General features: G+C 35.1%; 24 protein-coding genes and 1 other annotated feature. Of the genes, 11 read left to right on the top strand and 13 right to left on the bottom strand.

What is annotated here, in order from left to right; all coding sequences use genetic code 11:
• Positions 1-111 precede the first annotated feature (111 nt).
• Both yidC and DET63_RS29455 read right to left on the bottom strand, forming a co-directional pair.
• Positions 112-894, bottom strand: coding sequence for a membrane protein insertase YidC (yidC, locus tag DET63_RS29460; RefSeq protein ID WP_113938610.1), 783 nt, complete (start codon positions 892-894; stop codon positions 112-114).
• Between the two features lie 28 nt (positions 895-922).
• Positions 923-1,207, bottom strand: coding sequence for a hypothetical protein (locus tag DET63_RS29455; RefSeq protein WP_002015967.1), 285 nt, complete (start codon positions 1,205-1,207; stop codon positions 923-925).
• Between the two features lie 275 nt (positions 1,208-1,482).
• Between DET63_RS29455 and DET63_RS29450 the strand changes: the two genes are divergently transcribed.
• Together DET63_RS29450 and DET63_RS29445 are read left to right on the top strand one after the other, a co-directional pair.
• Positions 1,483-2,376: a YitT family protein gene (locus DET63_RS29450; protein ID WP_000530031.1), complete on the top strand. Its 894-nt coding sequence runs from the start codon at positions 1,483-1,485 to the stop codon at positions 2,374-2,376.
• 340 nt (positions 2,377-2,716) lie between these two features.
• The gene (locus tag DET63_RS29445) at positions 2,717-3,103 is read left to right on the top strand and encodes a DUF3938 domain-containing protein (protein ID WP_113938609.1); all 387 of its coding nucleotides are present in this window, start codon (positions 2,717-2,719) and stop codon (positions 3,101-3,103) included.
• 225 nt (positions 3,104-3,328) lie between these two features.
• Here DET63_RS29445 and DET63_RS29440 read toward each other — a convergent pair whose 3' ends face one another.
• The 5 genes from DET63_RS29440 to DET63_RS29420 form a co-directional block, all read right to left on the bottom strand.
• Entirely contained in the window at positions 3,329-3,469 is a 141-nt protein-coding gene (locus DET63_RS29440; RefSeq protein ID WP_000404757.1) for a DUF3985 family protein, read from the bottom strand.
• 85 nt (positions 3,470-3,554) lie between these two features.
• Positions 3,555-4,607 (bottom strand): zinc metalloprotease, encoded by a 1,053-nt coding sequence (locus tag DET63_RS29435; RefSeq protein ID WP_002139250.1) that lies wholly within the window; start codon positions 4,605-4,607, stop codon positions 3,555-3,557.
• Positions 4,608-4,649: 42 nt separating this feature from the next.
• Entirely contained in the window at positions 4,650-5,357 is a 708-nt protein-coding gene (locus DET63_RS29430; protein WP_113938611.1) for a DUF3169 family protein, read from the bottom strand.
• Positions 5,347-5,592 carry a helix-turn-helix transcriptional regulator gene (locus DET63_RS29425; RefSeq protein ID WP_002067963.1) on the bottom strand — a complete coding sequence of 82 codons (246 nt, stop codon included), beginning with the start codon at positions 5,590-5,592 and terminating at the stop codon, positions 5,347-5,349. The genes DET63_RS29430 and DET63_RS29425 overlap by 11 nt, the downstream gene beginning before the upstream one ends.
• 275 nt (positions 5,593-5,867) lie before the next feature.
• Entirely contained in the window at positions 5,868-6,482 is a 615-nt protein-coding gene (locus DET63_RS29420; RefSeq protein ID WP_002143668.1) for a DedA family protein, read from the bottom strand.
• A gap of 414 nt (positions 6,483-6,896) precedes the next feature.
• On the opposite strand from DET63_RS29420, the gene DET63_RS29415 reads away from it, so the two are divergent.
• From DET63_RS29415 to DET63_RS29395, 5 genes are all read left to right on the top strand, one after another.
• On the top strand, positions 6,897-7,340 hold the full coding sequence (locus tag DET63_RS29415) for a DUF3978 family protein (protein ID WP_002034632.1): 444 nt from the start codon (positions 6,897-6,899) through the stop codon (positions 7,338-7,340).
• A gap of 30 nt (positions 7,341-7,370) precedes the next feature.
• A complete protein-coding gene (locus DET63_RS29410) occupies positions 7,371-7,832 on the top strand; it encodes a L,D-transpeptidase (protein WP_002015973.1) in 462 nt (153 codons plus the stop codon).
• 364 nt (positions 7,833-8,196) lie between these two features.
• Complete coding sequence (locus tag DET63_RS29405) at positions 8,197-8,862, top strand: response regulator transcription factor (protein ID WP_000148832.1); 666 nt, start codon at positions 8,197-8,199, stop codon at positions 8,860-8,862.
• Positions 8,840-10,279, top strand: coding sequence for a sensor histidine kinase (locus DET63_RS29400; protein ID WP_113938608.1), 1,440 nt, complete (start codon positions 8,840-8,842; stop codon positions 10,277-10,279). The genes DET63_RS29405 and DET63_RS29400 overlap by 23 nt, the downstream gene beginning before the upstream one ends.
• 139 nt (positions 10,280-10,418) lie before the next feature.
• Entirely contained in the window at positions 10,419-11,321 is a 903-nt protein-coding gene (locus DET63_RS29395) for an EamA family transporter (protein ID WP_113938607.1), read from the top strand.
• Positions 11,322-11,663: 342 nt separating this feature from the next.
• Here DET63_RS29395 and metG read toward each other — a convergent pair whose 3' ends face one another.
• A complete protein-coding gene (gene metG / locus DET63_RS29390; RefSeq protein ID WP_113938606.1) occupies positions 11,664-13,298 on the bottom strand; it encodes a methionine--tRNA ligase in 1,635 nt (544 codons plus the stop codon).
• A gap of 50 nt (positions 13,299-13,348) precedes the next feature.
• Positions 13,349-13,619, bottom strand: a binding site (T-box leader).
• A gap of 113 nt (positions 13,620-13,732) precedes the next feature.
• Here metG and DET63_RS29385 point away from each other — a divergent pair.
• The 4 genes from DET63_RS29385 (at position 13,733) to DET63_RS29370 (ending at position 19,017) form a co-directional block, all read left to right on the top strand.
• Positions 13,733-14,551, top strand: coding sequence for a class I SAM-dependent methyltransferase (locus DET63_RS29385; RefSeq protein WP_113938605.1), 819 nt, complete (start codon positions 13,733-13,735; stop codon positions 14,549-14,551).
• 415 nt (positions 14,552-14,966) lie between these two features.
• On the top strand, positions 14,967-16,661 hold the full coding sequence (locus DET63_RS29380; RefSeq protein ID WP_113938604.1) for a methyl-accepting chemotaxis protein: 1,695 nt from the start codon (positions 14,967-14,969) through the stop codon (positions 16,659-16,661).
• A gap of 228 nt (positions 16,662-16,889) precedes the next feature.
• Positions 16,890-18,581, top strand: a complete 1,692-nt coding sequence (locus DET63_RS29375; protein WP_113938603.1) for a methyl-accepting chemotaxis protein — start codon at positions 16,890-16,892, stop codon at positions 18,579-18,581.
• Between the two features lie 118 nt (positions 18,582-18,699).
• Positions 18,700-19,017 (top strand): metal-sulfur cluster assembly factor, encoded by a 318-nt coding sequence (locus DET63_RS29370; RefSeq protein ID WP_002015982.1) that lies wholly within the window; start codon positions 18,700-18,702, stop codon positions 19,015-19,017.
• A gap of 43 nt (positions 19,018-19,060) precedes the next feature.
• Here the strand turns inward: DET63_RS29370 and DET63_RS29365 are convergent, their stop codons facing one another.
• The 5 genes from DET63_RS29365 to uptA form a co-directional block, all read right to left on the bottom strand.
• Entirely contained in the window at positions 19,061-20,710 is a 1,650-nt protein-coding gene (locus DET63_RS29365) for a M4 family metallopeptidase (protein WP_016093519.1), read from the bottom strand.
• Positions 20,711-20,919: 209 nt separating this feature from the next.
• The gene (locus DET63_RS29360; RefSeq protein ID WP_113938602.1) at positions 20,920-21,618 is read right to left on the bottom strand and encodes a pirin family protein; all 699 of its coding nucleotides are present in this window, start codon (positions 21,616-21,618) and stop codon (positions 20,920-20,922) included.
• Between the two features lie 50 nt (positions 21,619-21,668).
• Positions 21,669-22,079, bottom strand: coding sequence for a MarR family winged helix-turn-helix transcriptional regulator (locus DET63_RS29355; protein ID WP_113938601.1), 411 nt, complete (start codon positions 22,077-22,079; stop codon positions 21,669-21,671).
• Positions 22,080-22,192: 113 nt separating this feature from the next.
• A complete protein-coding gene (locus DET63_RS29350) occupies positions 22,193-22,627 on the bottom strand; it encodes a DUF3920 family protein (RefSeq protein ID WP_002015986.1) in 435 nt (144 codons plus the stop codon).
• Between the two features lie 136 nt (positions 22,628-22,763).
• Positions 22,764-23,357, bottom strand: a complete 594-nt coding sequence (gene uptA, locus DET63_RS29345) for an undecaprenyl phosphate transporter UptA (protein ID WP_113938600.1) — start codon at positions 23,355-23,357, stop codon at positions 22,764-22,766.
• Positions 23,358-23,502 lie beyond the last annotated feature (145 nt).

The following is a 23,502-nucleotide window of genomic DNA, read 5'->3' as shown; positions in this document are numbered from 1 at the left end:
TTCAAGAAAAATTAAACCACCTATCCCCTAAAGAATTTAGGGAACAGATGGTTTAGGTGTTTTGATAGGTGTCCCGTTTTCGGGGTTCACTTCATCACGAGCGGTGTTTTTCTAAGCTTTTTGTAATTGTAATTCTTCACGTTCCATTACTTTTCTTAATACAATTGTTTGTGTCATTGTAAATAAGTTACCTGTAATCCAATACAGCACCAGTCCTGATGGCGCCGCAAATCCCATAAATAGAATCATTGCAGGCATCATAATTTGCTGTATTTTCAGCATTTGAACTTGTTCTCCAGACGTTACATTTGATTGGAACACCTTCATTTGAATAAATGTTGTTAACGCTGCGATAATCGGTAATATATGATATGGATCTGCATGTCCTAGGTTCACCCATAAAAATGAAGATGTACGAATCTCTTCAGTTCGGCTAATCGCATAATACAAAGCAGAGAAAATCGGCATTTGTATAAAGATTGGCCAGCACCCAGCTAACGGATTCCAACCGCCTGATTTCATTAGTTCTGACATTTCTTTTTGATACTGCTTTTGTTTTTCAAGATCTTTACCCACATCACCGTATTTCTGTTTCAGCTTCTGTAATTCAGGTTGCATTTTTTTCATTTTCGCTTGGCTACGATATTGTGAAACAGCTAATGGAATCATTGCTGAACGAATAACGAGCGTCATGATAATGATGGCAATCCCGAAGCTAGCACCAGGTATATGATGAGCAACAAATTGAATCATAAATGAGATTGGATATACGAAATAATGGTTCCAAATTCCCGTACTATGTGAATCAATTGTACCTGCATTACTGCAGCCAGATAAAACAAAAACAAGTAATAATGATAAACTAATGAGCCTAGCTCGGTATGATTTTAACATGTTCATTCCTCCAATGTTTCGTAATTAATTAGCGAAACATTGGTGTATACGGACCTACCTCGTCACTCTCTCCACTCGATTCTTGTCTGCGGACAGAACGAATCATTCCATATTTATAAAAAATAGAAAATAGCGGTACATTTCTTGTACCCTCTTCACACGTATCTACTAGTTTAAAAGCTCTCTGTCTGCCGCTCGATGCTTGCTGACGCACAAAGCGAGAAACGTTAGCAAGAAAAAAGACTTCTAATACACAAAGCGCTGTCGTTACAAACGATATATATAGAATTGCATCCTGCAATAAAAATTCCATCGCTTCACATCCTTAATAAAGTCATTTTAGCATATTCAGCAAACATTCTCTATTTCCTTTTGTTCTCAAAAGTTTTTTTTGCATATTTTCTCAAAAAATTATGCTAGAAAACAAATGTATTCGCTTTCTTTAGTATATTCACACGTATCTTTGAATAGGTTTAATTTGTTAGAAATTTATAAAATTTTTGCATTATAATAAAACTATTGCCAGTTTTTGAAAAAAGCTTTATTCTCTTCTTGTAATCAAAAATGAATATGGAGATGAAACATACTATGGGTCAACTAGGAGACGCCGATTACGTTCCCGACACCGCCTTTTTATCCTTCCCAGCAGCTAAAACATTTCATTTAGAATTTATCATACAGTTAGTTGTTATTTTTATAGCTTCTATTTTGTATGCAATTTCTATGAATATGTTTTTTATCCCGCATAATATGATTAGCGGTGGATTCGCTGGTGTAGGGATGATTATCGGTTATTTAATGCACTACAATATCGGAGCACTTATCTTTTTACTAAACATTCCGCTTCTTATTTTAAGTCACTTTTACTTAGGAAAGAAGACAACCTTTTTAACGGCATACTTTGTGGCTGTATCATCTTTAGCGATGAACATTATCCCAGTACACCAAGTTTCAGACGATATTTTACTGTCTTCTGTATTCGGTGGTGTCATCTGCGGTGCTGCCTCAGGAATCATATTCCGATTTGCTTCTTCAACAGGTGGTTTTGATGTTGTTGGATTGATTGTAGCGAAACATCGCGATGTTTCAATTGGAGCAATCATCTTTGGATTCAACTTAATCTTACTTGTTGCAGCAGGATTTATTTTCGGATGGGATATTACGCTTTATACGTTAATTAGTCGGTTTGTAGTCAGCAAAGTAATTGATGCCGTGCATACAAAACATATTAAATTAACGATAATGACAATTACAGAAAAAGGTGAGGAAATAAAAAGCTCACTATTACATCACGGCATACGTGGCGTAACAATGGTAGATGCTGTCGGCGGCTATACAAACCATAAGAAAAAAATGATTTACACTGTCGTAACTCGCTACGAGTTGGGCGAAATGAAACGTATTATCCGCCAAGTGGATAATAAAGCATTTATGAACATTACTGAAACAGTTGAAATTGTCGGCCGTTTCAAACGTATATAAAAAAGCGCAAGGAACTACAATTCCTTGCGCTTTTTATTTTTTACACTTATTACAAAATCAGATAATTCTATTATTGTATCACTAAATGTGTTATAATAAAACTAGACTAACAAAAAAGAGTATATAGACTTGGAAGTTTCTCTTATTTTTATAAGCAAAAAGAAACGAGCAGTCGGGTATATTTCAGACACCATACACGTAACGGTTTAAAAAAACCGATCATCTTAGTTATTCTTCACTGATCTTTTTATAAAAGATACGTACAACTAAAATTCACTTCAATATACTATACCTACCTTTTTGACTTCCAAATCATCTTATTACATAAGGAGATGAACATATGAATCAATATATACGATACACACTAGCTGTCCTATTTGCCATCGTCGGCGGCGTGATCTGTTTCTGGACAAACACAGAGCTTGGAGAGAATATCATTTTTAATGGAATCGAAACCCTTGTAAGCGCTTCAATTTTAGGCGGATACATTTTCTTCCTCTTCAATCCAGAAGAAAATGCTCAAAAAACAATGTTATTAACAATGATCGGAATCGTTGGTGGATGTATTTCCTACTCAATGACAAACTATACATTACCAATTCAATTAAGCTCAGCTTTCTTCCACGGTCTATGGACTTGGTTTATCGCATTCTGCCTAGCAGACGTATTCAACCTATTACAAGACCACGAAGAAGAAAATGGTCAACAAATTGAAAGTAACTCTTAAGCTGGAAGATACTCTTCCAGCTTTTTTGTTTCCTGTTCTTTCCTGTTCATACCCCATCCCCAAAATAAAAAGAAGTTACCTCCACGGCAACTTCTTTCCCATATACCCCACTTAGTATTCAATTAAATATATCAACGATTTTTAAAATATATCGATCGTTTCTCCACTTATATCAGCGATTTTTTCATTATATCGACGGTTCGACACTCAAAACGCACAACATGCCTATCCCCCAAGTAACTTACTGCCGAACTCAACGATTAAAAAGATAATTAATAGGATCGCGAGTATCTTTAATGCTACATACGCCACTTTAAAAACAGCATAAATGAGCAAGACTATCAAAATAATCGATAAAATTTCCATATGTATCTCCTCCTATCTCTTTTATTCTACCTGTACTTCGTTTTTTATGAAATCGAATAAGATGACATATAAAAAAGAGGATACCTCACCCATCGTAAGATACCCTCGCCTGTAGCTGCTCAAACCATTCTCTCTCTACTTGTAAATATCCCATTCCACTCTTCTCAGCACTCTCCAATTCTTTATCAGCTTTCTTCATATAAATGCGGGAAGCTTCCATATCGTCCTCTAAATATTTAATAATTCCTTGTGTACGGTAATATCCATTTAAATCCATTTTGGTAATGGCCTTTGCATGTTCCTTTGCTTCTTGCAGAGAAAGGCTATCCATCTGATAAAGAGCTTTATATAAAAGATACCAACTATGAAAACTACCAACGAAAAATTTATTTTCCTTCGTTACAGATAGCTGAACAATTTGTTCTATATACGGTATCGCTCTTTCCATTCCCTTTTGATCAGCTCGGGCATAAAAGACGAGCATAAGTCCGCTCATTATCTCTCTTATACTTTTATCCTCTTTTAATTTTTCCTCACTAAGTTCTACTAATCTCTCATCCCAATCTTTCGGTCTTTTATAACTAAATAACTCACTCGATATTTGAATCGTATATAAATGCTGCTTAGCTTTTTCATCATCTTTAATTAAAATGAGAAATTGCATGCCATCACTCAGAAGCGTTCCTTTTATCGGCACAATTGTAACCGCAAAGATTGCAAAATGGAAAAAGGAAAAATATAAAAGATATTGATAATAACTTACCATGTATATGTAACCTGAAGTAATACCGAATAGTAAACTTGTAATCGGTCCACCTAAAGTGAGCCATGCCCATTTTTCTGAAAGATTCGGTGTCTCTATAGAGGGTGGTACTAGTGTTGCAACGCCTCCAAAGTATGCCCATAATTTATTTTCTCGAATGCGTAATTTCCCCTTTTCTTTTTGAATAGTAATGGGTCCTACTGTCATAAATTTAAATGTCAAACCACCTATTACACCAAATGCTACATGTCCTAACTCATGAATGGCTAACACTAACAATGAAATTCCAACTATTGCCCATAGGTTCAAAATTACTTCTAATTTCCCAGTTCGGATTACTCCGTATAAAATGGACAAAACTAGCGCCGCCGTCATGGAACCAGCTGGCCTTCTTAAAATATCCACCTTTTTCTCCCCTTAATAAATCATTTTTCTCTGCATTTCGTACATGAATTTTCCGAGATGCAATATCCAAATAAATGAGATTAAGCCAATTAATACAAAATCGATATCACTAGCCGCTGTATATATAACGGCAGCCCACCATACATATGCCAATATTGTATTCGTAAATTCATATGCTTTATATCCAGCCTCATGCACAATGTGCTTTAATCCTTCATCTGCGTTTTTCGTCCACATTTTCATAGATTCCATATATGTTACACCTTGTTCAGGATATAGCTTATTATAACGATTTTTTGTTATGAGCCCGATAACCACTACAATAGTTAAACAGACAATAGAAGCTACTAAATTCCACACTGCAAATGACACATTTGTATCCTGTAACAGTGCACGTCTACATGTAATAACTGCATATACAAACCATGCCTGCGTAACTATATCACCTACACGTAAATATATACTTATAATGCCTAATTTTCTGCCTTGTACGCTCTCTTCTTCATCGCGTGCCTTCGCTAACATACGTGTATTCTTCCAAGTGTAGTACATCATTAAGATTCCAAAAATAGTACATACACCTATAAATGTATTAGATGATAATTTTCTCGGTTCATTCGAGAGTAAATTTAAAGCTGTATAAGATGTTAAAAAGCCACCCATCATACTTAATGCTATTTTCCCCACAAAATCAAATTGTTTTTTTCGTTTACTCTTCATCTTCATCGTCCTCTTCCCCCTCCACCAACATAAATATCTCCTCCACCGGCGCTCCAAAAATTTGTGCGATTTTTAGCGATAACACAATAGATGGTGCATAATCTCCGCGCTCAATTAAACTAATGGTTTGCCGTGATGAGCCAATCGCTTTCCCTAAATCCCCTTGTGATAAACGATGCTTTGCTCGAAATTCCCTCACTCGATTTTGAAGCTTCATGTCTTCCCTCTTTTTCATTTATTTAATTAAAATTGTAAATAATATCCTTATATTTGTCAATTATAATTGTCATTTTGACTTATATACATGTCAAAAATAAATCTATATTCTCCTAAATATATAACTTAGATAATAGATTTTAATAATCACATACAGAAAAAAATAGGAACGTATTATATACCAGCCACCGGTTACGGTATCGATGGAAAAATAAAAGCAAACTGGAAAATACAATAAAAAAGGCAGTGCTTTTGCACTGCCTTCCTAAAATCTGACATAGAATGGATTCCATATTAACTTGCGTTTTGTAAAAATACTCGTTTTAGTTGCTTGCGGAAACGAATGCTTAACGTAATTGCCACAATGACAATCGCTCCGAAAATGATTTTGCCGATATGATCTCCCAGTAATCCGAAAATATCATGTAAGTTACCACCTAACCAGTAGCCGCCAATTAAGAAGAACGATACCCAGAATAAAGCACCTGAATAAATTGTAATTGCAAAGCGGCGAAACGGTAAGTTAATGATACCTGCAAAGTATCCTGTAAAATGACGTACACCAGGAATGAAGAAGCCAATAAAGATAAGGAAATATCCATATTTATCGAACCACATTCTCGTTAAATCAATTTTTCTTTGTGTTAAAAATACGTACTTCCCGTATTTTTGAACAAAAGGCATACCAAGCTTATTACCTAAAAAGTATTGAATCGTCATTCCTACACTTGTCCCAATAAAGGATAGGATAATTAAAATAGGTAAACTTAGATCACCCTTCTGTGCTAAAAACCCCGCATATGCTAATGTTGGCTCTCCCGGAAACGGAAGTGCAATATATTCTAACAGCAGGCCTACAAGTACTACATAATACCCATATTGCTGAAATAATTCATGAACCCATTCCATGTCATCTCCCCTTTCATTCACGTACAACTTGTTACTATTATTGTATAAAAAAATTGTCGAAATAACTATCACAATAGCTTACATTTTTATTACATTTTTGTAAGGCTCATTCTAAAGTTTTTTGTTCTCTATTTACTTATATCTATTAGCATTTAAAAACAAGCTAACAACTATATATCACGCGAAGGAAATCCATTAATATACATTTTCCATCCAGTTTTTAACACTCGAAAACCACCTTATTTTGTTCTCTATAAAAAACCACCACAAACTCATATGAACTTCATATTAGCTTCATATACGTATTGTAAGATTATATCGGAATTTGTTGAAAAATTTAGCTAATATATGACTAAACATTAAACTGAATAAATATAAGTCGCTTTTCGAAATTGAAAAAAGGGTGAATAAGAAATGGAAGCTTATAAAATGCACGATTTTATTAATACGAATGTTGAATCTCATCAAAATGAAACCGTTTTTAATTTACAAATATGTGAAACAAATGAATTTGACGTAAGTTTAACAAAATCTACAACGCTGTCTTTTATCGTTTCAAAAAAGAACATTAAGATCGTCACGAGAAAATGGGTTAATTCAAATCAAGAAAGCATGATTGGCAAAAGCTACATCATTCCAACGAAAGCTTTTCACTATTTCTTACCGATTATTTCTGAAACTGAAGATGAACTAAATATTCGAGTTCAAAGTTTTGGACTACATGGTGAGCTTTTATTAAATGAAAGATTACTTATTGATAAAAACAACAAATGTAATACAAAGATTACTACCTTCTTTGAAACATTAGATGAAAATGTCAATCAAGCATTACGAGGATTACAAATTCATTGTATGTAAGACTACTACAATAAGTAAAAGGAGAATATAATGAAAAAACTATTATTAAGTGCGCTATTATCATTAGGATTTTTAACTCTTCCATTCACTACTGCAGAAGCAGCTACGACGAAAGATCAGCTTATCGTAAACACAAAAATAAATAAAATGGATTATTATCAAGATGGAAAATTCATAAAAAGTTTCACTGTCGCTACTGGAAAAGCAGCAACACCAACACCTAAGGGTACTTTTCAAATTGTAAATAAAATTAAAAACCGTCCTTACTATACAGGAAAAATTAAAGGCGGCGATCCACGTAATCCACTTGGGGACCGCTGGCTCGGATTAAATATGGCAGGAACTTATGGAACAACGTATGCGATTCATGGAACTAACAATAATCAAGCAATCGGGAAAGCAACAACACTTGGTTGTATTCGTATGTTTAACAATGATATTCACTGGTTATTTGAGCGCGTTCAGCAGCAAGCTACTGTCACTGTAAATTAGCCTAGGAACAAGATTTATGTGTAGCCAAGAATTTTATGTCTTGGCTTATTTTATTTATTCATTTACAGTAGCAAAACAACTGTATTTACATATATAATAAAAATAGATTGCATTCAACATCATCGTAACATTGATAAACATGGATATTAAAATTATACAGTTATAATATTTTATAAATTTTACAATACATACTATAATAGAACTACTGTAATTCTGAACTATTCAGTGACACTAAACAATCCCCCTTGCTACTTTCATTACTATTTTATAGCGGGGGCTTATTATATGTATAAACAATCTGAGTCATCCAAAAAATGATGAATTCGAATATTGCAGTAAAAAGCGTTATTTAGGAGGTGTTACTATGACGCATATACTGGTGATTGAAGACAACCCAGATATACAAGAACTTATTCGTGAATTTCTAATGGCACAAAACTTTACTGTTGATGTAGTTGGTGCTGGAACAGAAGGCATTCTTCTTTTCCAAAAAAATTCATACGATCTTGTCCTCCTCGATGTAATGTTACCAGATATAGATGGCTATAGTATTTGTAAAATTATGCGAGGACAATCTGATGTACCAATCATTATGTTAACAGGCTTACATAATGAAGAAAGTGAAATTAAAGGATTTGAGTTAGGTATTGATGACTATATTACAAAACCGTTCCATTACACCGTATTTATAAAACGTGTAGAAGCTGTATTAAGAAGGGCAGCAACAAAGGAAGCAGAAGCTGCAACTATACTACAATTCCATGAATTGATGTTAAATTCTACAGCATATGCCGCTTATGTTCATGGTAATCAAATTGAATTGACTACAAAAGAATTTGAAATTATATATACTTTACTGCAAAATCGGGGAAAAGTACTATCAAGAAGTGATTTGTTGAATAAGGTATGGGGCTATGAACATTATGGTGATGTGAGGGTTATAGATACACATATTAAAAACTTACGAAAAAAATTAGAAATTCCTTATATTAAAACGGTGAAAGGCATTGGCTACAAAATCGAATCGTAGCAAAGACAACATCACCAAAAATATATTCATCAAAACCTTATTATTTTGTATTCTGTTATCACTTTGTCTTTATCAAATTATTTATTTTCTAGCCTCAAATTACGATAAAGATCGTTTGAAAGCTTCTGGAACGCAAACTGCGGAACAAGCGGAATCAGACAAACAAAACGACCAAAGTAAAACAAAGCAAAATAAAGCTGTGTCAGAGAGTAGCATCTCTAATTTTCAATCTTCTCAAATAGACATGAAAGCACTCTCTACAGCCATCAATCATCTTTTGCAGCCTAGCCAAACTGCAAAAGCAAAAGAACATGCACAAAATATTCCAAGGAAAAGTAACACAACGTCTTCACTTACAGAAGCGGAAAAGCAAGTTACTAACAATGATGCCTTACATACACAAAATGCAGCAAGTAAAGCAAATGATACACATGATAATCCAAAGTTAACAGATGTGTTGCAGCAGTTAGCTCCACATATTGGGGCGACAATGCTAGCATTATCTCTGCTTGGATCTTTAATCTACGCCAAAATAATCGCCAAACCTTTCCGATATATGAGCGATGCTTTAAAAGATATTATGAATCTTGATTTCTCAGATAAAAAGCTACTTAACAAAAATACAGATCAAACAGATTTTAATTTGCAAGTAGCTGCCTCACAAGTACCTACTATTGTGAAAAATTTACATGAAAGCAATCAAGATTTAAGAAATGAACTCAAGAAGGAACAACAGTTAGAACAATCTCGTAAAGAATTTATGTCTATGATATCCCATGAATTAAAAACACCAATCGCAGCCGTTATGGGACAACTCGATGGCATGATTCACGGAATTGGCGCTTATAAAGATAGAGATAAATATTTAAAACGTTCATATGAGATGATGCAAGATATTAACATATTAACGGAAAAAGTGTCAGAATTATCCAAAATACAAAACCCTCAATTTAAACCAAATTTAAAAGTTATCTCATTAACTAATATTATTGAGGACGTTATAAAGAAAGTAGATTATTTTGTATCTGTAAAACAATTAAATGTTCAATCTAACATTAAACAAGATGCACAAATTTTAGCTGATCCTAAATTTATGCAAACTGCTATTTTTAACATTATTTCAAATGCAATTCATTATACAATTGACCATCAGCATGTATATATAAAACTTTATGAAAAGCCAAACGGTTACGCATTAGAAGTATTAAATACAGGTTCTCAAATTGATGAAGATAAACTTGCTCATTTATTTGAACCATTCTATCGCGCAAATCCTGACAAACATGGCTTAGTACAAGGTAGTGGTCTTGGGTTATATATTGTAAAACAAATATTAGATAAACATCAGTTTCCTTATGGAATACAGAACACACCTCAAGGTGTAAAATGCTCCATTGTATTCCCAAAAGCAATGTAAATTACTACTACAATTTCATACCCCAAACTCATACTTCGTATGAGTGGCGGAATTTTGTAGAGTCTCTGACTCTGTTTCGTTCGCCCGTTTTCCTTATTAGGATAACGGGCGTTTTTTATTATTTAAAAGGAGGATTTTTATGGAGAAATTTAAGTATTCATTACTAGTTTTATTCGGCGCTTGTAGCTACGGCGTACTTTCAACTATTTTTAAACTCGGATTCATCGACGGATTTTCCGCACACCAACTACTAGGAGGGCAATATGTCTTCGGATGGATTGGGCTCCTTTTACTCGTTCTGTTCTTTTCACGTCATAAAGTATCAAAAAAACAATTCTTTTCGTTACTAACAGTCGGCACAACAATGAGTATGACAGGTATTTTCTATGCTATTTCCGTAGAAGAATTGCCAGCCTCTATCGCTGTGGTTTTACTCTTTCAGTTCACTTGGATTGGTGTAGTCATCGAAGCAATTGCCAACCGGACATTCCCAAGCCGTGAGAAAGTTATATCTATTATTATTTTATTTACTGGTACATTGTTTGCTGGTGGAGTATTTGAAGGCCTTGGACAAAACTTTTCTACGAAAGGTATTATTTTCGGACTATTAGCTGCCGTCTCTTTCTCATTCTATGTATTTGTAAGCGGGCGCGTTGCTACAGATGTTCCGCCTTATACGAAAAGCTTTCTTATGACAACGAGTGCTACTCTTATTGTATGCTTATTTTTCCCGCCTACCTTTTTAACGGACGGCGCTTTACAAGCAGGCCTATGGAAATATGCTTTCTTCCTTGGACTGTTCGGGGTTATTATACCTGTCATTTGTTTTTCAATTGGTGTACCAAAAGTCGGAACGGGACTTGGTACAATATTAGGTGCAGCTGAATTACCAACAGCAATTATCGCTTCTATTACACTTGTTCATGAAGTTGTATCGCCAATGCAGTGGATTGGTATTGTGGTTATATTACTCGGTATTTTCACACCACAACTACTTACTGCTATGAAAGAAAAAAAACATAATCGTGTGCATAGTGCGTGACAACATCAACTTGTATATAAATGTGAATACAGTTACGATATGTTAAACTTTATTACTCAAAATAACATATGATATTGCGGCTATTATTCTCGTAATCCTTGCTGTGCTTTTCTTTTTGAAAGATAAGAAAGAGGGTTATACAGCATAACAAAAGACCTTTCATTTATCCCGCATTAACGGGCATTAAGACCCCCACCTCAAAATTCAGAGAAAGCAAAGAATTTAGGTGGGGGATCAACTGCCCGTAAAAGCCCGATTGGTTCAACTAATAATCAGTGGGGGATGAACAAACCCCCCACTGATTAAAGTTTCACTTTATTTGAAAGGTCTTTTCCTTATATTTCACTTTACCGCTCCATATAACTTTTCTACCTCATGTTCAATTTGTTTTACATCGATTCGCTCAAATAATGGCTGTACATTATCAATTCGGTTTGGCAACGTATTTTGAGGTTCCCAATTTACTTTAACACTCGATAATGTATTTCTAACTCTTTCACTTGAAAACGGTAAAAATGGTTCAAGCAGTTGTGCAAAGTTTGCTATTAGGTAAACACAATTATAAATTGTTTCCTCACATGAAACTGGGTCGTCTTCTCTTTGTTTCCAAGGCTGCTTTTCATCAAAGTATTTATTTGCAAAGCGTACTGCATCAAATATTGTTTCTAGTGCCACCTTAAATTTAGTTTGTTCAATCGCCTCTCCTACACTTTTATATAATCCTTCTACTTTATCTTTCAGCTCTACATCAATACTTCCCTTCGGTACAGCACCACCATAATATTTTTCAATAAACTTTAATGTCCGGTTCACAAAGTTCCCGTATGCACCTAATAGTTCACTATTATGACTGTAAATGAATTCACGCCATGAAAAATCAGTATCACGATTTTCTGGTGCGTTAACTGTTAAAAAGTAACGAATAGAATCGGGATTGTAGCGTTCCAATATATCAGGCACCCATACTGCCCAGTTTTTACTTGTCGATAATTTTCTTTTTTCTACTGTTAAATACTCATTCGAAACGATATGACGCGGGATCGCTTCTTCTCCTATTCCAAGTAATACCGCTGGCCAAATGATTGAATGAAACGGAATATTATCCTTACCATGTACATAATATGTTTTCGCTTCTTTATCCCAAAACTCTTGATCATCTTTCCCTGTTTCTTCAGCCCAATTTTTACTCGCCGAATAATATCCTGTCACTGCTTCAATCCATACGTAAATTTTCTTATCTTCATATCCTGCCACCGGAATTGGTACCCCAATTGGTAAATCACGTGACACTGCCCTATCTTGTAATCCTTCCTTTAAATATCTCTCTGTTAATTGAATTGCATTGTCGCGCCATGTTCCTTTCTGCTTTGCAATTTCTACGACCTCTTTAATTTGCTGCTGAAATTTATGCAATGCAAAATAGAAATGCTCTGTTTCCTGTACTGATGGCGTACTACCACATAACTTACATTTCTTTTCTAACAAATCGAGTGGATCTAAAATAGCGGAACAAGCATCGCATTGATCGCCCCTTGCTGCTTCATGACAATGCGGACAAAGGCCTTCTACATAACGATCTGGTAAAAATTGCGTACACGTTTCGCAATAAGCTTGTTCAACTACTTTTTTATAAATATAACCTTCTTCTAATAGTCGCAAAAAGACTTTTTGAACAGTTTCATGATGATGCTCGCTATCTGTACGTGTATAGCAATCATAAGTAAAACCAAGGCTACGAAAACATCGCTCAAACTCCTCGTGATACTTATCAGCAATTTCTTTCACCGTCACACCGTCTTGCTTTGCTCTAATTGTAATCGGTGTTCCATTACAATCACTTCCTGAAACATACAACACATGCTCACCTTTTGCCCTGTAATAACGTGCTAAAATATCTCCTGGTAACAAACTAGCAATGTGTCCAAGGTGTAACGAACCATTTGCATACGGCCAAGCGCCTCCAATAAAAATACTCATCTTATATTCCTCCTTTAAAATATAAAAAGCCCCGCCCTTATCTTAAAAAAGATAAGGGCGGGGCTGTATAAACAGTCGCGGTACCACCTTATTTCGTCAGTCATTCGCATAACTAACCTTAACAAGTACGGAGCTATATGCTCTTATACTGTGGTTTTGATAACGAGTACCAACTCTCGTCGCCGCCTACTATTATCATTTGATAAGTTCAGGACGAAGCTCAAAGGCCATTGTTCAAATGAATATTCTTGCTTCTTCTCAGCTACCGAAGCTCTCTGGACAGAATGATTTCATTCTACTTTTCCTTTTCAACGCTTTTATGTATAAAACGTATTTTACGACTTAACAACAGAAAAATCAAACTTTTATTCAAAAAAACAGGAAATTCTACTCACCCACCGAATAACTATACGTTCACAAAAGGAGTGATAAGATTGAATCAAAAGCAACTAAGTACTATTAATGAAAAAAGTTGGAACGCAGCTGCTTATGAAGCTTGGACAAATCGCCACGGGGCGCCAGAGGATTATGCGAAAAAGCTCATGGAAGATCCCGTGCGCGAGGTAAATCATTATTTACCTTACATACAATCTCCAAAAGGAAAGCGTATTATTAATTTACTCGGATCAAAAGGAAATAAAGCAGTTGCTCTTGCTCTTTTAGGAGCCGATGTAACAGTTGTAGACATTTCAGCAAGTAATGAAAAATATGCAACCGAACTAGCCGAAGCTGCTGGTGTCTCTATTCAATATATCATTTCCGATGTACTAGATTTAAATCTATCCCAATCATTTGATATCGTGTTACTGGAACTTGGCGTGCTCCATTACTTTTTAGACTTAAAGCCACTCTTTCATATAATCTCTCACTTACTAAAACAAGATGGGACCTTTATACTACGTGACTATCATCCCATTTATACAAAATTATTAGGAGTAGATCATCCATCATTTCGAGCAAATGGAAATTATTTCGACGAGGAACTTATTGAAGATGACGTAGCTTATAGTACTCTCCTTACGGGATCACAGAAATACGCTTTACCGAGAACAAAAATTAGGCGCTGGACACTAGGAGAAATCATTACATCAATGGCAGAAACAAATTTCAAGGTTGAAAAATTGATTGAAGAACACGGATCTCATCAAAAGTGGGTTTTCCCTTCTACTTCACCCGAAGGAATTGAAGAACGTATACCAGGTCTATACACATTAATTGCGACAACATGCAAAAAAGGATCCCTTCACGGATAGGATCCTTTTTTGCATGCTTACGCATATAAGTTGAGGTTGGAGATTACCATAATTCTGTAGAATAGGACACAAGATATTTCAACATTCGTCTCTGACTTACGTCGTCAAAAAGGGGTATGACCAACATAACGAAGAGTAATGTTCAGTTGATAGTGATAATCGTTATCAACTAATTAGAAGTATACAGGATGTTATTTCTAATTACAATAGTATTTCTTATTTTTATTTAAGAATTTTTTGATATACAAATGTATACATTTTAAGAACATTTACTCACATTAATCTGCCATATTCCATTATCTGCTATAATTTTCATTGAACAGATTAATAACTTCTTAATCATGTTTTTTATTAATTCCGTTCTTAATATTTATAAATTACAATAAATAGTTTTTCAAAAAAGGTAGGGGTAACAATGAAATATGTTAGCATTCGAAAAAAACTACTGTTCACACTCTTAAGCATTTCTTCCTTATTTAGCATTGCTCTTATTGTTATTCTTTCATTCGCTATGAATCAAGCAAGTGAAATCGAAACATTAAAGAATGATGTATCGAAAAGAGCAACGATTTTAAAAGAACGTGGCGATTGGTTCCAAGCGCAGGTCGCTGGTTTACAAGAATATTTACTATCACATGACCAAAAAGGATTGGATAAATTCAACCGGGAAGGAAAAAAACTAGCTGATACTAGGGAGAAAGTAACAAGTGATAAAAAACTCCCAGAAGGAATGAAAGAGGCCATTTTAATGGGAGCAAAATGGCGCAGCGTCGTAGATAATGAAGTCCTCCCCCTTGCACGGGAAGGAAAATGGGATGAAGCATCCAAAATTGCTCTTGCTCAAACAGATTATGTAAATGATCTTTTAAGTCGTTTTACTAAATATGCAAATGAAGAAAATGACAAACGGGACGTATTAATTGCTGACGTAGAGTCTTCTTCATCCCTTATTCAATATATTATTTTCTTCTCACTCATTACATGTACATTAACGTCTATTCTATTGGCATGGTGGTTCTCTGGTAAACTCGTTAAACCGATTCGACAAATTGATGCGAAATTAAAAGAATTAGCTTCTCAAGATGGCGATTTAACCGCTAGATTACACGTAACGAGTAAAGATGAAATTGGTGACATCGCAAATTCCTTTAATCAAATGCTTGCTAACTTACAGCGTATAATAAAGCAAGTTCAACAAACATCAACAAGTGTAAAAGAAGCTTCTGAAAATGTGTTTATCGAAACAACTGCTTCTATGGAAAATACCGCAAAAACTAAAGAGACTATGAATGCTCTTGAGCACAATATTCGTTCACAAGTTTCTAGCATTGAAGAAAGTTCAACAGCAATGGATGATATGGCAACGAGTGTTCAGCGTATTGCACAAGCTGCCTCTTCTGCCGCTAGCCTAGCTGTTACAACTTCTGAAAAAGCAGATGATGGAAATAAAGTCATTGAAAAATCTATTACACAAATGCATACAATTAACGAAGCTGTTAACGCTACATCACAAGTGGTAGAGCGACTCATTACACATACGAATCATATTGATACTGCACTTCAATCTATTTCTAATATTGCCGAGCAGACGAATTTGCTCGCTTTAAATGCTTCTATTGAAGCGGCCCGTGCTGGTGAACATGGAAAAGGATTCGCTGTTGTTGCCGATGAAGTACGGAAACTTGCTGAACAATCTCAGCTAGCAGCAAATGACATTAACCATTTACTTCATCAAATTCAAGCGGGCACAAAAATAGCAAATGACATGATGACACAAGGTCAGTCAGAAGCTTCTGAAGGAATTACAGTCATTCGTACCGCTGGATCTTCATTCTCAGAAATTGTTAATCACATTAACAATTTCTCTACACAAATACAAGAAATGTCTGCAACTGCTGAAGAAATGGCCGCAAGTTCTGAAGAAATGAATGCAGCTTTAAATAATATCGCTTCTATTTCAAATGAAGTTGCTGCCGAAACATCGAAAACAGCAACTTCAGCTGGTGACCAAGTAAACAAAATGAGTGTCATTGCTAAAAAATCATCAGAAATGAAAACAATTGTGCAAGAACTTGAAGTGCTCGTTTCTCATTTCAAAACAAATGGTTAAAATGAAAATTTCATTTATACTTCTACGAACTCTAAATTGTTAGAAAGAGCGATTTAGAGTCTCTCTTTTTTCACGCTAAAATATCTCTTTCTATCTCCCATTCTGTCTGCTATAATTCCTAAAGGAAAGAAGAAAGCTTTATTCCAGATGGAGTAAAGCTTTCTTTCAATTTTTTACATTAATTAATTAATTCTAATACTAAGATTTTACAAGGAGGATTTTTATCATATGAATTTTATTAGCATTCGAAAAAAACTAATGTTTATGATGGGAATGATTTGCGCTTTATTCGGTATCGCCTTAGCTTTTATTTTATTCTTTACCATGGATCAGTCTCATAAAGCTGAAACATTACAAAAAGAAATTTCTCCTCTTGCAACAGAATTGAAAGAGCGCGGAGACGCTTATCAAGTACAACTTTCTGCTTTAAGAGGTTATTTACTACAACATGATCAAGTCGAATTAGACAAGTTTAATGAGATGAGTAAACGTCTTGAAGATACAAAAGAGCAACTTCTTTCTAACCCTAACACTTCTCAGTCCGTGAAAAGCACAATGGAATTAGGATCCACTTGGAGAAAGTTCATTGAAGAGAAAGTATTCACTCTTGCAAAAGAACAAAAATGGGAAGAAGCTTTACAAGTAGCTTCTACAGAGAATGGCACTGTTTATAAAGTAATCGGTGATTTCACCAATTACACTAATGAACAAGCTAAATTACGTGAACAATCTATTGAAAAAATCGATCAATCTTCACTACGAATTGAATATGTTGTCTTCTTATCACTTGTTATTTGTATTGTAACTGCAATTATTCTTGCATGGTGGTTCTCTGGTAAGCTTGTAAAACCAATTCAACAAATTGATACTAAACTAAAAGAATTGGCCTCTCAAGAAGGCGACTTAACAGCCCGTCTACAAGTAAATAGCAATGATGAAATCGGTGCTATTGCCACATCATTTAATAAAATGTTAGAAAACTTGCAGCACATCATTAATCGTGTTCAAAAAACATCTGTAGAAGTACAAACAGCTTCTGAAAATATGCTAGAAAAGACTAATACATCACGCGAGGCAACAATAAGAGTTCAAAGCTCGATGTCCAACTTAAATTCAAGTATTCAATCGCAAACTTCTAGTATGGAAGAAAGCTCGACTGCGATGGATGATATGGCAATAAGTGTTCAGCGTATCGCTGAATCTGCTTCATCTGTAGCCGAACTTGCTGTAGCTACATCTGAACATGCTAACGACGGAAGTACTGTTATCCAAAAATCTGTTTCACAAATGACAACGATACATGAAGCTGTAAATGCTACATCAGAAGTAGTCGAACGTCTAATCACCCATACGAAATATATTGATACGGCTGTACAATCTATTTCTAATATCGCTGAGCAAACGAATCTACTTGCTTTAAATGCTTCTATTGAAGCGGCTCGTGCTGGTGAACAAGGAAAAGGATTTGCTGTCGTAGCTGATGAAGTTCGTAAACTTGCGGAACAATCAAAAACAGCGGCAAAAGATATTAACCAATTGCTTCATCAAATTCAAAATGATACGGAAACTGCTAGCTCTATGATGTCTCAAGGCCGCTCTGAAGCATTTGAAGGCATTACTGTCGTTCGTGAGGCTGGTACTTCTTTCACAACAATTGTTGAACAAGTAAATAAAGTATCAACTCAAATGCAAGACATATCAGCAACTGCTGAAGAAATGGCTGCAAGCGCTGAAGAAATGAACGCTTCACTTAATAACATTGCTTCTATTTCAAATGAAGTATCTAGTGAAACAGCCGCAACGGCACAATCTGCTGAACAGAAAGTCATCGTGATGAATGAAATGACTCTCACTGCAAAACAAATGAAACAAACAGTTGAAGAATTAGATCAGCTTGTATCTCATTTTAAAACTGAATAGCTTTTTTAAAAATATTCCTCTTCCAAGAGGAATATTTTTTTGAGCTCATTTCCTGCACATTATACATATATCCGTTATAATGAGAATCGATATCATTAATATTTAGGGGGTGCTACACATGTCACAACAAGCATTTGAAGAAAAGTTATATGCGAACTTAGAAGCTGTTATTGACCCTGAATTAGGTGTTGATATTATTAATCTTGGATTAGTTTATGACGTTACAGCAGATGAAAATAATAATGCTGTCGTTACAATGACGATGACTTCTATCGGTTGTCCAATGGCTGGCCAAATCGTATCAGACGTTAAAAAAGTATTATCAACGAACGTACCTGAAGTAAATGAAATAGAAGTAAACGTCGTATGGAACCCACCGTGGACAAAAGAACGTATGTCACGTATGGCAAAAATTGCATTAGGTATTCGTGATTAAATAAGAAAAAGACCTGACAATCCAGTCAGGTCTTTTTCTCTTATTATTTTACTCCTACAGCATCATAAGCTTTCGTTACAGCTTGTACAGCTTTAGAGTTTTTACCGTATAGATCCTCTGCTGATTGAAGTGCAGCTTGACGCATCATTTTGAAATCAGAGTTTGCAGTTAAATATTTTGTAAGAGCACGATAGTAAATTTTTTCTGTTGCTTCACGGCCCACTCCAGTTACTTTCACATTGTAATGCGTGCCGCCCTCAGAAACTAAATACGCCGCCTTATTGTTAATACTACTGTTAATATGAACGCCGCCATTATCAGCTGTTCCAGTATAACGTTTATTATAGTGATCTGGGTAACCTTCACCTGGTTTTAATGGGTTTGGAATAGATGCCGGATCCTTCAGTGAACGAAGCGCATCACCAGGTTTACCAGGTGTATAAATATCAGCACCTAAATCCCAGCTCTTCTTCTCTACCATTACACCCATAATGTCAGATAACGATTCATTTAACGCACCTGACTCATCTTTATAAACAAGGTTTGCTGTATTTTCAGTTACAGCATGCGTTAATTCGTGGCCAATAACGTCTAGGCCAGCAGATAATGGAATAAATGTCTTACCATCGCCATCACCATACATCATCTGAACACCGTTCCAAGCTGCGTTATTCCAAGATTCACCTACGTGAACAGTAGAAATAAGTCTCGCACCTTTATCATCGAAAGAGTTACGGTTAAATGTCTTTTTATAATAATCATATACTTTTCCTGCATTCACATGCGCATCAACTGCCGCTTTATCTTCGAAGAACTTAGATTTACTTACAACTTCTTCTCCCGTATATCCAAGAATTTGTGAGAATAAATTAAACCAGTTTTCATCCATATTCTCTGCATCAAATGTATGGACACCTTGTCCTCGTGTACCATCAAATAAGTTGAATGCTCCTGTTTTCGTATCTTGAGCAATTTCAAATGATTGTCTAGCGCCTAATACTCCGTAACCAAATCCAGTAATGTTATCTACAGCATTATATTTCTCAATAACATTTCCATTTGTTGCATCAACAAAGTAATGCCAATATCCTGGAGCTGGTTTCGAAACCGACGCTTTTACAAGATATGCAAGATAGTATTGACCATCTTTTTCATACACATATAAATCTTTTTTCACACCATCATAATTCTTTACTTTACCAATTTCTTTCTCAATATTAGCTTTTGCAATCGTTTCTGCTTGTTCCGCACTAATACTTGCAGATGCAGGAATATTTTTATTATCTAAATTCGGAATAACTTGTCCGAAAAATGCTTTTACATTATTCTCTTTATCAAGCGTAACTGTTTGATCTGAACCATACACAGGAATGTTATTATGCTTCTCAACTAACTTCACATGTGTTGTACCAGAATCAGCATCTTTTTCTTCACCAACGATATTGAAATGTTTGTCAATATTTCCTGCTAGTTTAAACATATCTTTTTTACTCTCTAAATATTGAAAGACCGTCTCTTTTTTATCTAGTCCTTCCGGCGCTTTCCATTCTTCACCTATGTAAGCTGGTGTTTTAAACTCTTGGTGATACTGGATTTTTTGCTCTTCTGCTTTCGTCGTAGTTGCTCCAAATGCCCCAAACCCACTTGCGATAACAGTTAATGCTAATGCTGATGAAATTACTTGCTTTTTCAATCTAACACTCCCCATTTCCCTAAAAGTTTTTAACACCTTTATAAATATTCTGAATAATCTTTCCAATACCTGCTCTCAAAAATTGAGAAAGTTTTTTCTGATAATTAAACTCACCAAAAAGAGGACATCGAAAAACGATGTCCTCTTTCCTATAACTTTTCATTCCGCTATTTATATGCTGGAAAGCCACCACTGATTAAAGCCTCACTTTATTGCATTTTCATTTCAATTGCTAAATAGTGAGACTTCTCTTTCGCTTGAATGCGAATATCTTCTTCTACAGCCTCCGCTGCATCACGCATTACAAGTGTTTCACCGTTTACAACGCTGCTACCTTCAATTTGTACAAGGTACAATTGACGTCCTTCTTTAACAGGAAAATGAATTTCTTTACCAGCTTCTAATGATAAAGAATATAAATTTGCATCTTGGTGAATATGAATTGGTGCATCTCCATCAGAAGGAGATACCATATGGAACCACTCATTTTCACGTTTACTCCAATCAAATTTAAACTCACCATAGTTTGGTTTATGACCGTCGCGGTCTGGTAAAATCCAAATTTGTAATAAACGTAGTGTTTCATTTCCTAGATTATGCTCACTATGAAATACACCTGTGCCAGCACTCATATATTGAACATGTCCTCGCTCAATTGTTCCGCGGTTTCCCATGCTATCCTCATGTGTTAAAGCACCATCTACAACGTACGAAATGATTTCCATATCGCGGTGCGGATGCATATCAAAACCAGTTTGTGCCGCTACTAAGTCATCATTAATTACACGCAATGCTCCGAAGTTCATGTTATTCGGGTTATAGTAATTCGCAAAGGAAAAATGAAAATGTGTATTTAACCATCCATGATTTGCTCTTCCCATATTTTTATGATCAACTTTTCTAAACATATCCTTCACCTCATATTATCTCGAAATCGAGATATTTATTTTTAATTTTATCACTGCAACTTCTTCAGTAATTCTAATAATTGTTTTTGTTCTTTTCTATTTAACTTATCAAATTGCTCTGCTTGAAATGTTTCTTGCGGCGGGACTATTTCTTCATATAGAACCTTTCCCTTTTCTGTTAATGAAATATATTTCGTAGTACCTTCTTGTTCACGCTGAATCCAATCTAGTTGCTCCATCTTATTTAAAAGTTGAGTAACATTTCCTTTCGTAACAAACAACTTATTTCCAAGTTCTTGCTGCGTTAAATGATCGTTTCCTCCAATTTGAACTAATACATCAAACTGAGCGGCAGATACATTCCACTTTTTCAAATGCTGATTCGTCTCACGAATACTTCTATTATAAAAGCGTGATAAACGAAACCATAATATTAATCCAAGTCTTTCCTCTGCTTTCATTCCATCACCTCGCTCATTTGATACTATTAGTTTAGAACTAAACTTATTAAAGGTCAACTACTTATTTTTAATTAGCAATAAATAAAAGCACAGTGATTTTCCTCCACTATGCTTCAGATTAAATTTCTATTTTTATATTCATCTAGCTTCCTCTCCGCGAAATGCCTCGCATCTTTCTCGATCCATCTTTCTTCGTATAGTTCATTTCCAACATATAGTACATCGTCCTTATGCTGCATCGCATGCCTGAATTCATGCAATAGCGTTTTGAGCACTTGCTCATACTCTTCCCACATACAAACGAAAATTAATTGTTTTTCTTTATGATAAAAACCACCTACCGGGAATAAAAACTCCTCTTCTTCTTCTCCTAATGATAAAAGTACATGATTCGCATCACACGTATCACAAAAAATAACTGGCGTTGCACTTACTTCAATAAGAGAAAACAAATCATTTCTTAACTTTTTGACATCCCAAGGAAGCTCCGAATCCAACACATACCAATTCTCAACTTGTTGATATACATTTTGAAACTGGAGTTCCATTTCTCAATAATCCCCTTCCTAAACTCCCTTTTCCTATATGTATGCCACAATATGGTAAATATTAAACATACACTTTCATCCTTTAAAAAATGACAATAAAAAAGAATCTATGTCAGCATAGATTCTTTTTCCGTAATCACTTTTTTTTCATCATTTTTTTTAATATAAAATAACCAATTGCACAAACAATAGCAGCAAGTGCAAAGTATTTCACATATGGCCCAGCTACTTTATTAATACTTTCCCACTCTGTTCCTAATTTAAAACCTAAATATACAAATACAATTGACCATGGAATAACAGCTAGTGTAGTTAGCGTAATAAACTTAGCATGTGACATTTTCGCAATACCCGCTGGTATCGAAATAGCATGACGCACAACAGGAATAAAACGCGTTGTAAAAATAACACCAGTTCCGTAACGATTAAACCACGCTTCAGCATAATCAATATGTTTCTTCTGAATCAAAATATATTTTCCATATCGCTCAAGAACAGGTCTTCCTCCGTATCGACCGATCCAATAAATGAATAGTTGTGCGATTACACCACCAATTGTACCGAACGCGACAGCCCCCCAAAATGTAATGCTTCCTGTTGATACTAAATAACCTGCATAAGATAATACGATTTCACTTGGGATAACCTCTAGCATTAATCCCAGCATAATTCCACAATAACCAAGTCCTTCTAGAAAAACTAAAACTGAATGAATCAACTCTCCTAACATCATTTACCTCTCTTTACTGTTTTCATTGCAAAAAATAAAAGTACAAGCAGTATAATCTGTACCCTTTGTAAAGGACATTTTGAAAAAAGTTAGGCAACATCAAGAAGATGATTTCTGTATCCAACAGGAGTCATCTTTTTTAAAT

The organism is Bacillus sp. DB-2, from assembly GCF_003315125.1.
Taxonomy (GTDB): domain Bacteria; phylum Bacillota; class Bacilli; order Bacillales; family Bacillaceae_G; genus Bacillus_A; species Bacillus_A mycoides.
This window is presented reverse-complemented; position numbering and strand designations above follow the sequence as displayed.

Excerpts from the sequence above, each read along its gene's own strand:
- DET63_RS29445 (WP_113938609.1), top strand. The coding sequence starts at position 2,717 with ATGAATCAATATATACGATACACACTAGCTGTCCTATTTGCCATCGTC.
- metG (WP_113938606.1), bottom strand. The coding sequence starts at position 13,298 with ATGAGTATTTTTATTGGAGGCGCTTGGCCGTATGCAAATGGTTCGTTA.
- DET63_RS29420 (WP_002143668.1), bottom strand. The coding sequence starts at position 6,482 with ATGGAATGGGTTCATGAATTATTTCAGCAATATGGGTATTATGTAGTA.
- DET63_RS29350 (WP_002015986.1), bottom strand. The coding sequence starts at position 22,627 with ATGGAACTCCAGTTTCAAAATGTATATCAACAAGTTGAGAATTGGTAT.
- DET63_RS29405 (WP_000148832.1), top strand. The coding sequence starts at position 8,197 with ATGACGCATATACTGGTGATTGAAGACAACCCAGATATACAAGAACTT.
- DET63_RS29415 (WP_002034632.1), top strand. The coding sequence starts at position 6,897 with ATGGAAGCTTATAAAATGCACGATTTTATTAATACGAATGTTGAATCT.
- DET63_RS29395 (WP_113938607.1), top strand. The coding sequence starts at position 10,419 with ATGGAGAAATTTAAGTATTCATTACTAGTTTTATTCGGCGCTTGTAGC.
- DET63_RS29455 (WP_002015967.1), bottom strand. The coding sequence starts at position 1,207 with ATGGAATTTTTATTGCAGGATGCAATTCTATATATATCGTTTGTAACG.
- DET63_RS29410 (WP_002015973.1), top strand. The coding sequence starts at position 7,371 with ATGAAAAAACTATTATTAAGTGCGCTATTATCATTAGGATTTTTAACT.
- DET63_RS29355 (WP_113938601.1), bottom strand. The coding sequence starts at position 22,079 with ATGAAAGCAGAGGAAAGACTTGGATTAATATTATGGTTTCGTTTATCA.
- DET63_RS29425 (WP_002067963.1), bottom strand. The coding sequence starts at position 5,592 with ATGAAAAAGAGGGAAGACATGAAGCTTCAAAATCGAGTGAGGGAATTT.
- yidC (WP_113938610.1), bottom strand. The coding sequence starts at position 894 with ATGTTAAAATCATACCGAGCTAGGCTCATTAGTTTATCATTATTACTT.
- DET63_RS29380 (WP_113938604.1), top strand. The coding sequence starts at position 14,967 with ATGAAATATGTTAGCATTCGAAAAAAACTACTGTTCACACTCTTAAGC.
- DET63_RS29360 (WP_113938602.1), bottom strand. The coding sequence starts at position 21,618 with ATGTTTAGAAAAGTTGATCATAAAAATATGGGAAGAGCAAATCATGGA.
- DET63_RS29435 (WP_002139250.1), bottom strand. The coding sequence starts at position 4,607 with ATGACGGCGGCGCTAGTTTTGTCCATTTTATACGGAGTAATCCGAACT.
- DET63_RS29440 (WP_000404757.1), bottom strand. The coding sequence starts at position 3,469 with ATGGAAATTTTATCGATTATTTTGATAGTCTTGCTCATTTATGCTGTT.
- DET63_RS29370 (WP_002015982.1), top strand. The coding sequence starts at position 18,700 with ATGTCACAACAAGCATTTGAAGAAAAGTTATATGCGAACTTAGAAGCT.
- DET63_RS29375 (WP_113938603.1), top strand. The coding sequence starts at position 16,890 with ATGAATTTTATTAGCATTCGAAAAAAACTAATGTTTATGATGGGAATG.
- DET63_RS29430 (WP_113938611.1), bottom strand. The coding sequence starts at position 5,357 with ATGAAGAGTAAACGAAAAAAACAATTTGATTTTGTGGGGAAAATAGCA.
- DET63_RS29450 (WP_000530031.1), top strand. The coding sequence starts at position 1,483 with ATGGGTCAACTAGGAGACGCCGATTACGTTCCCGACACCGCCTTTTTA.
- uptA (WP_113938600.1), bottom strand. The coding sequence starts at position 23,357 with ATGTTAGGAGAGTTGATTCATTCAGTTTTAGTTTTTCTAGAAGGACTT.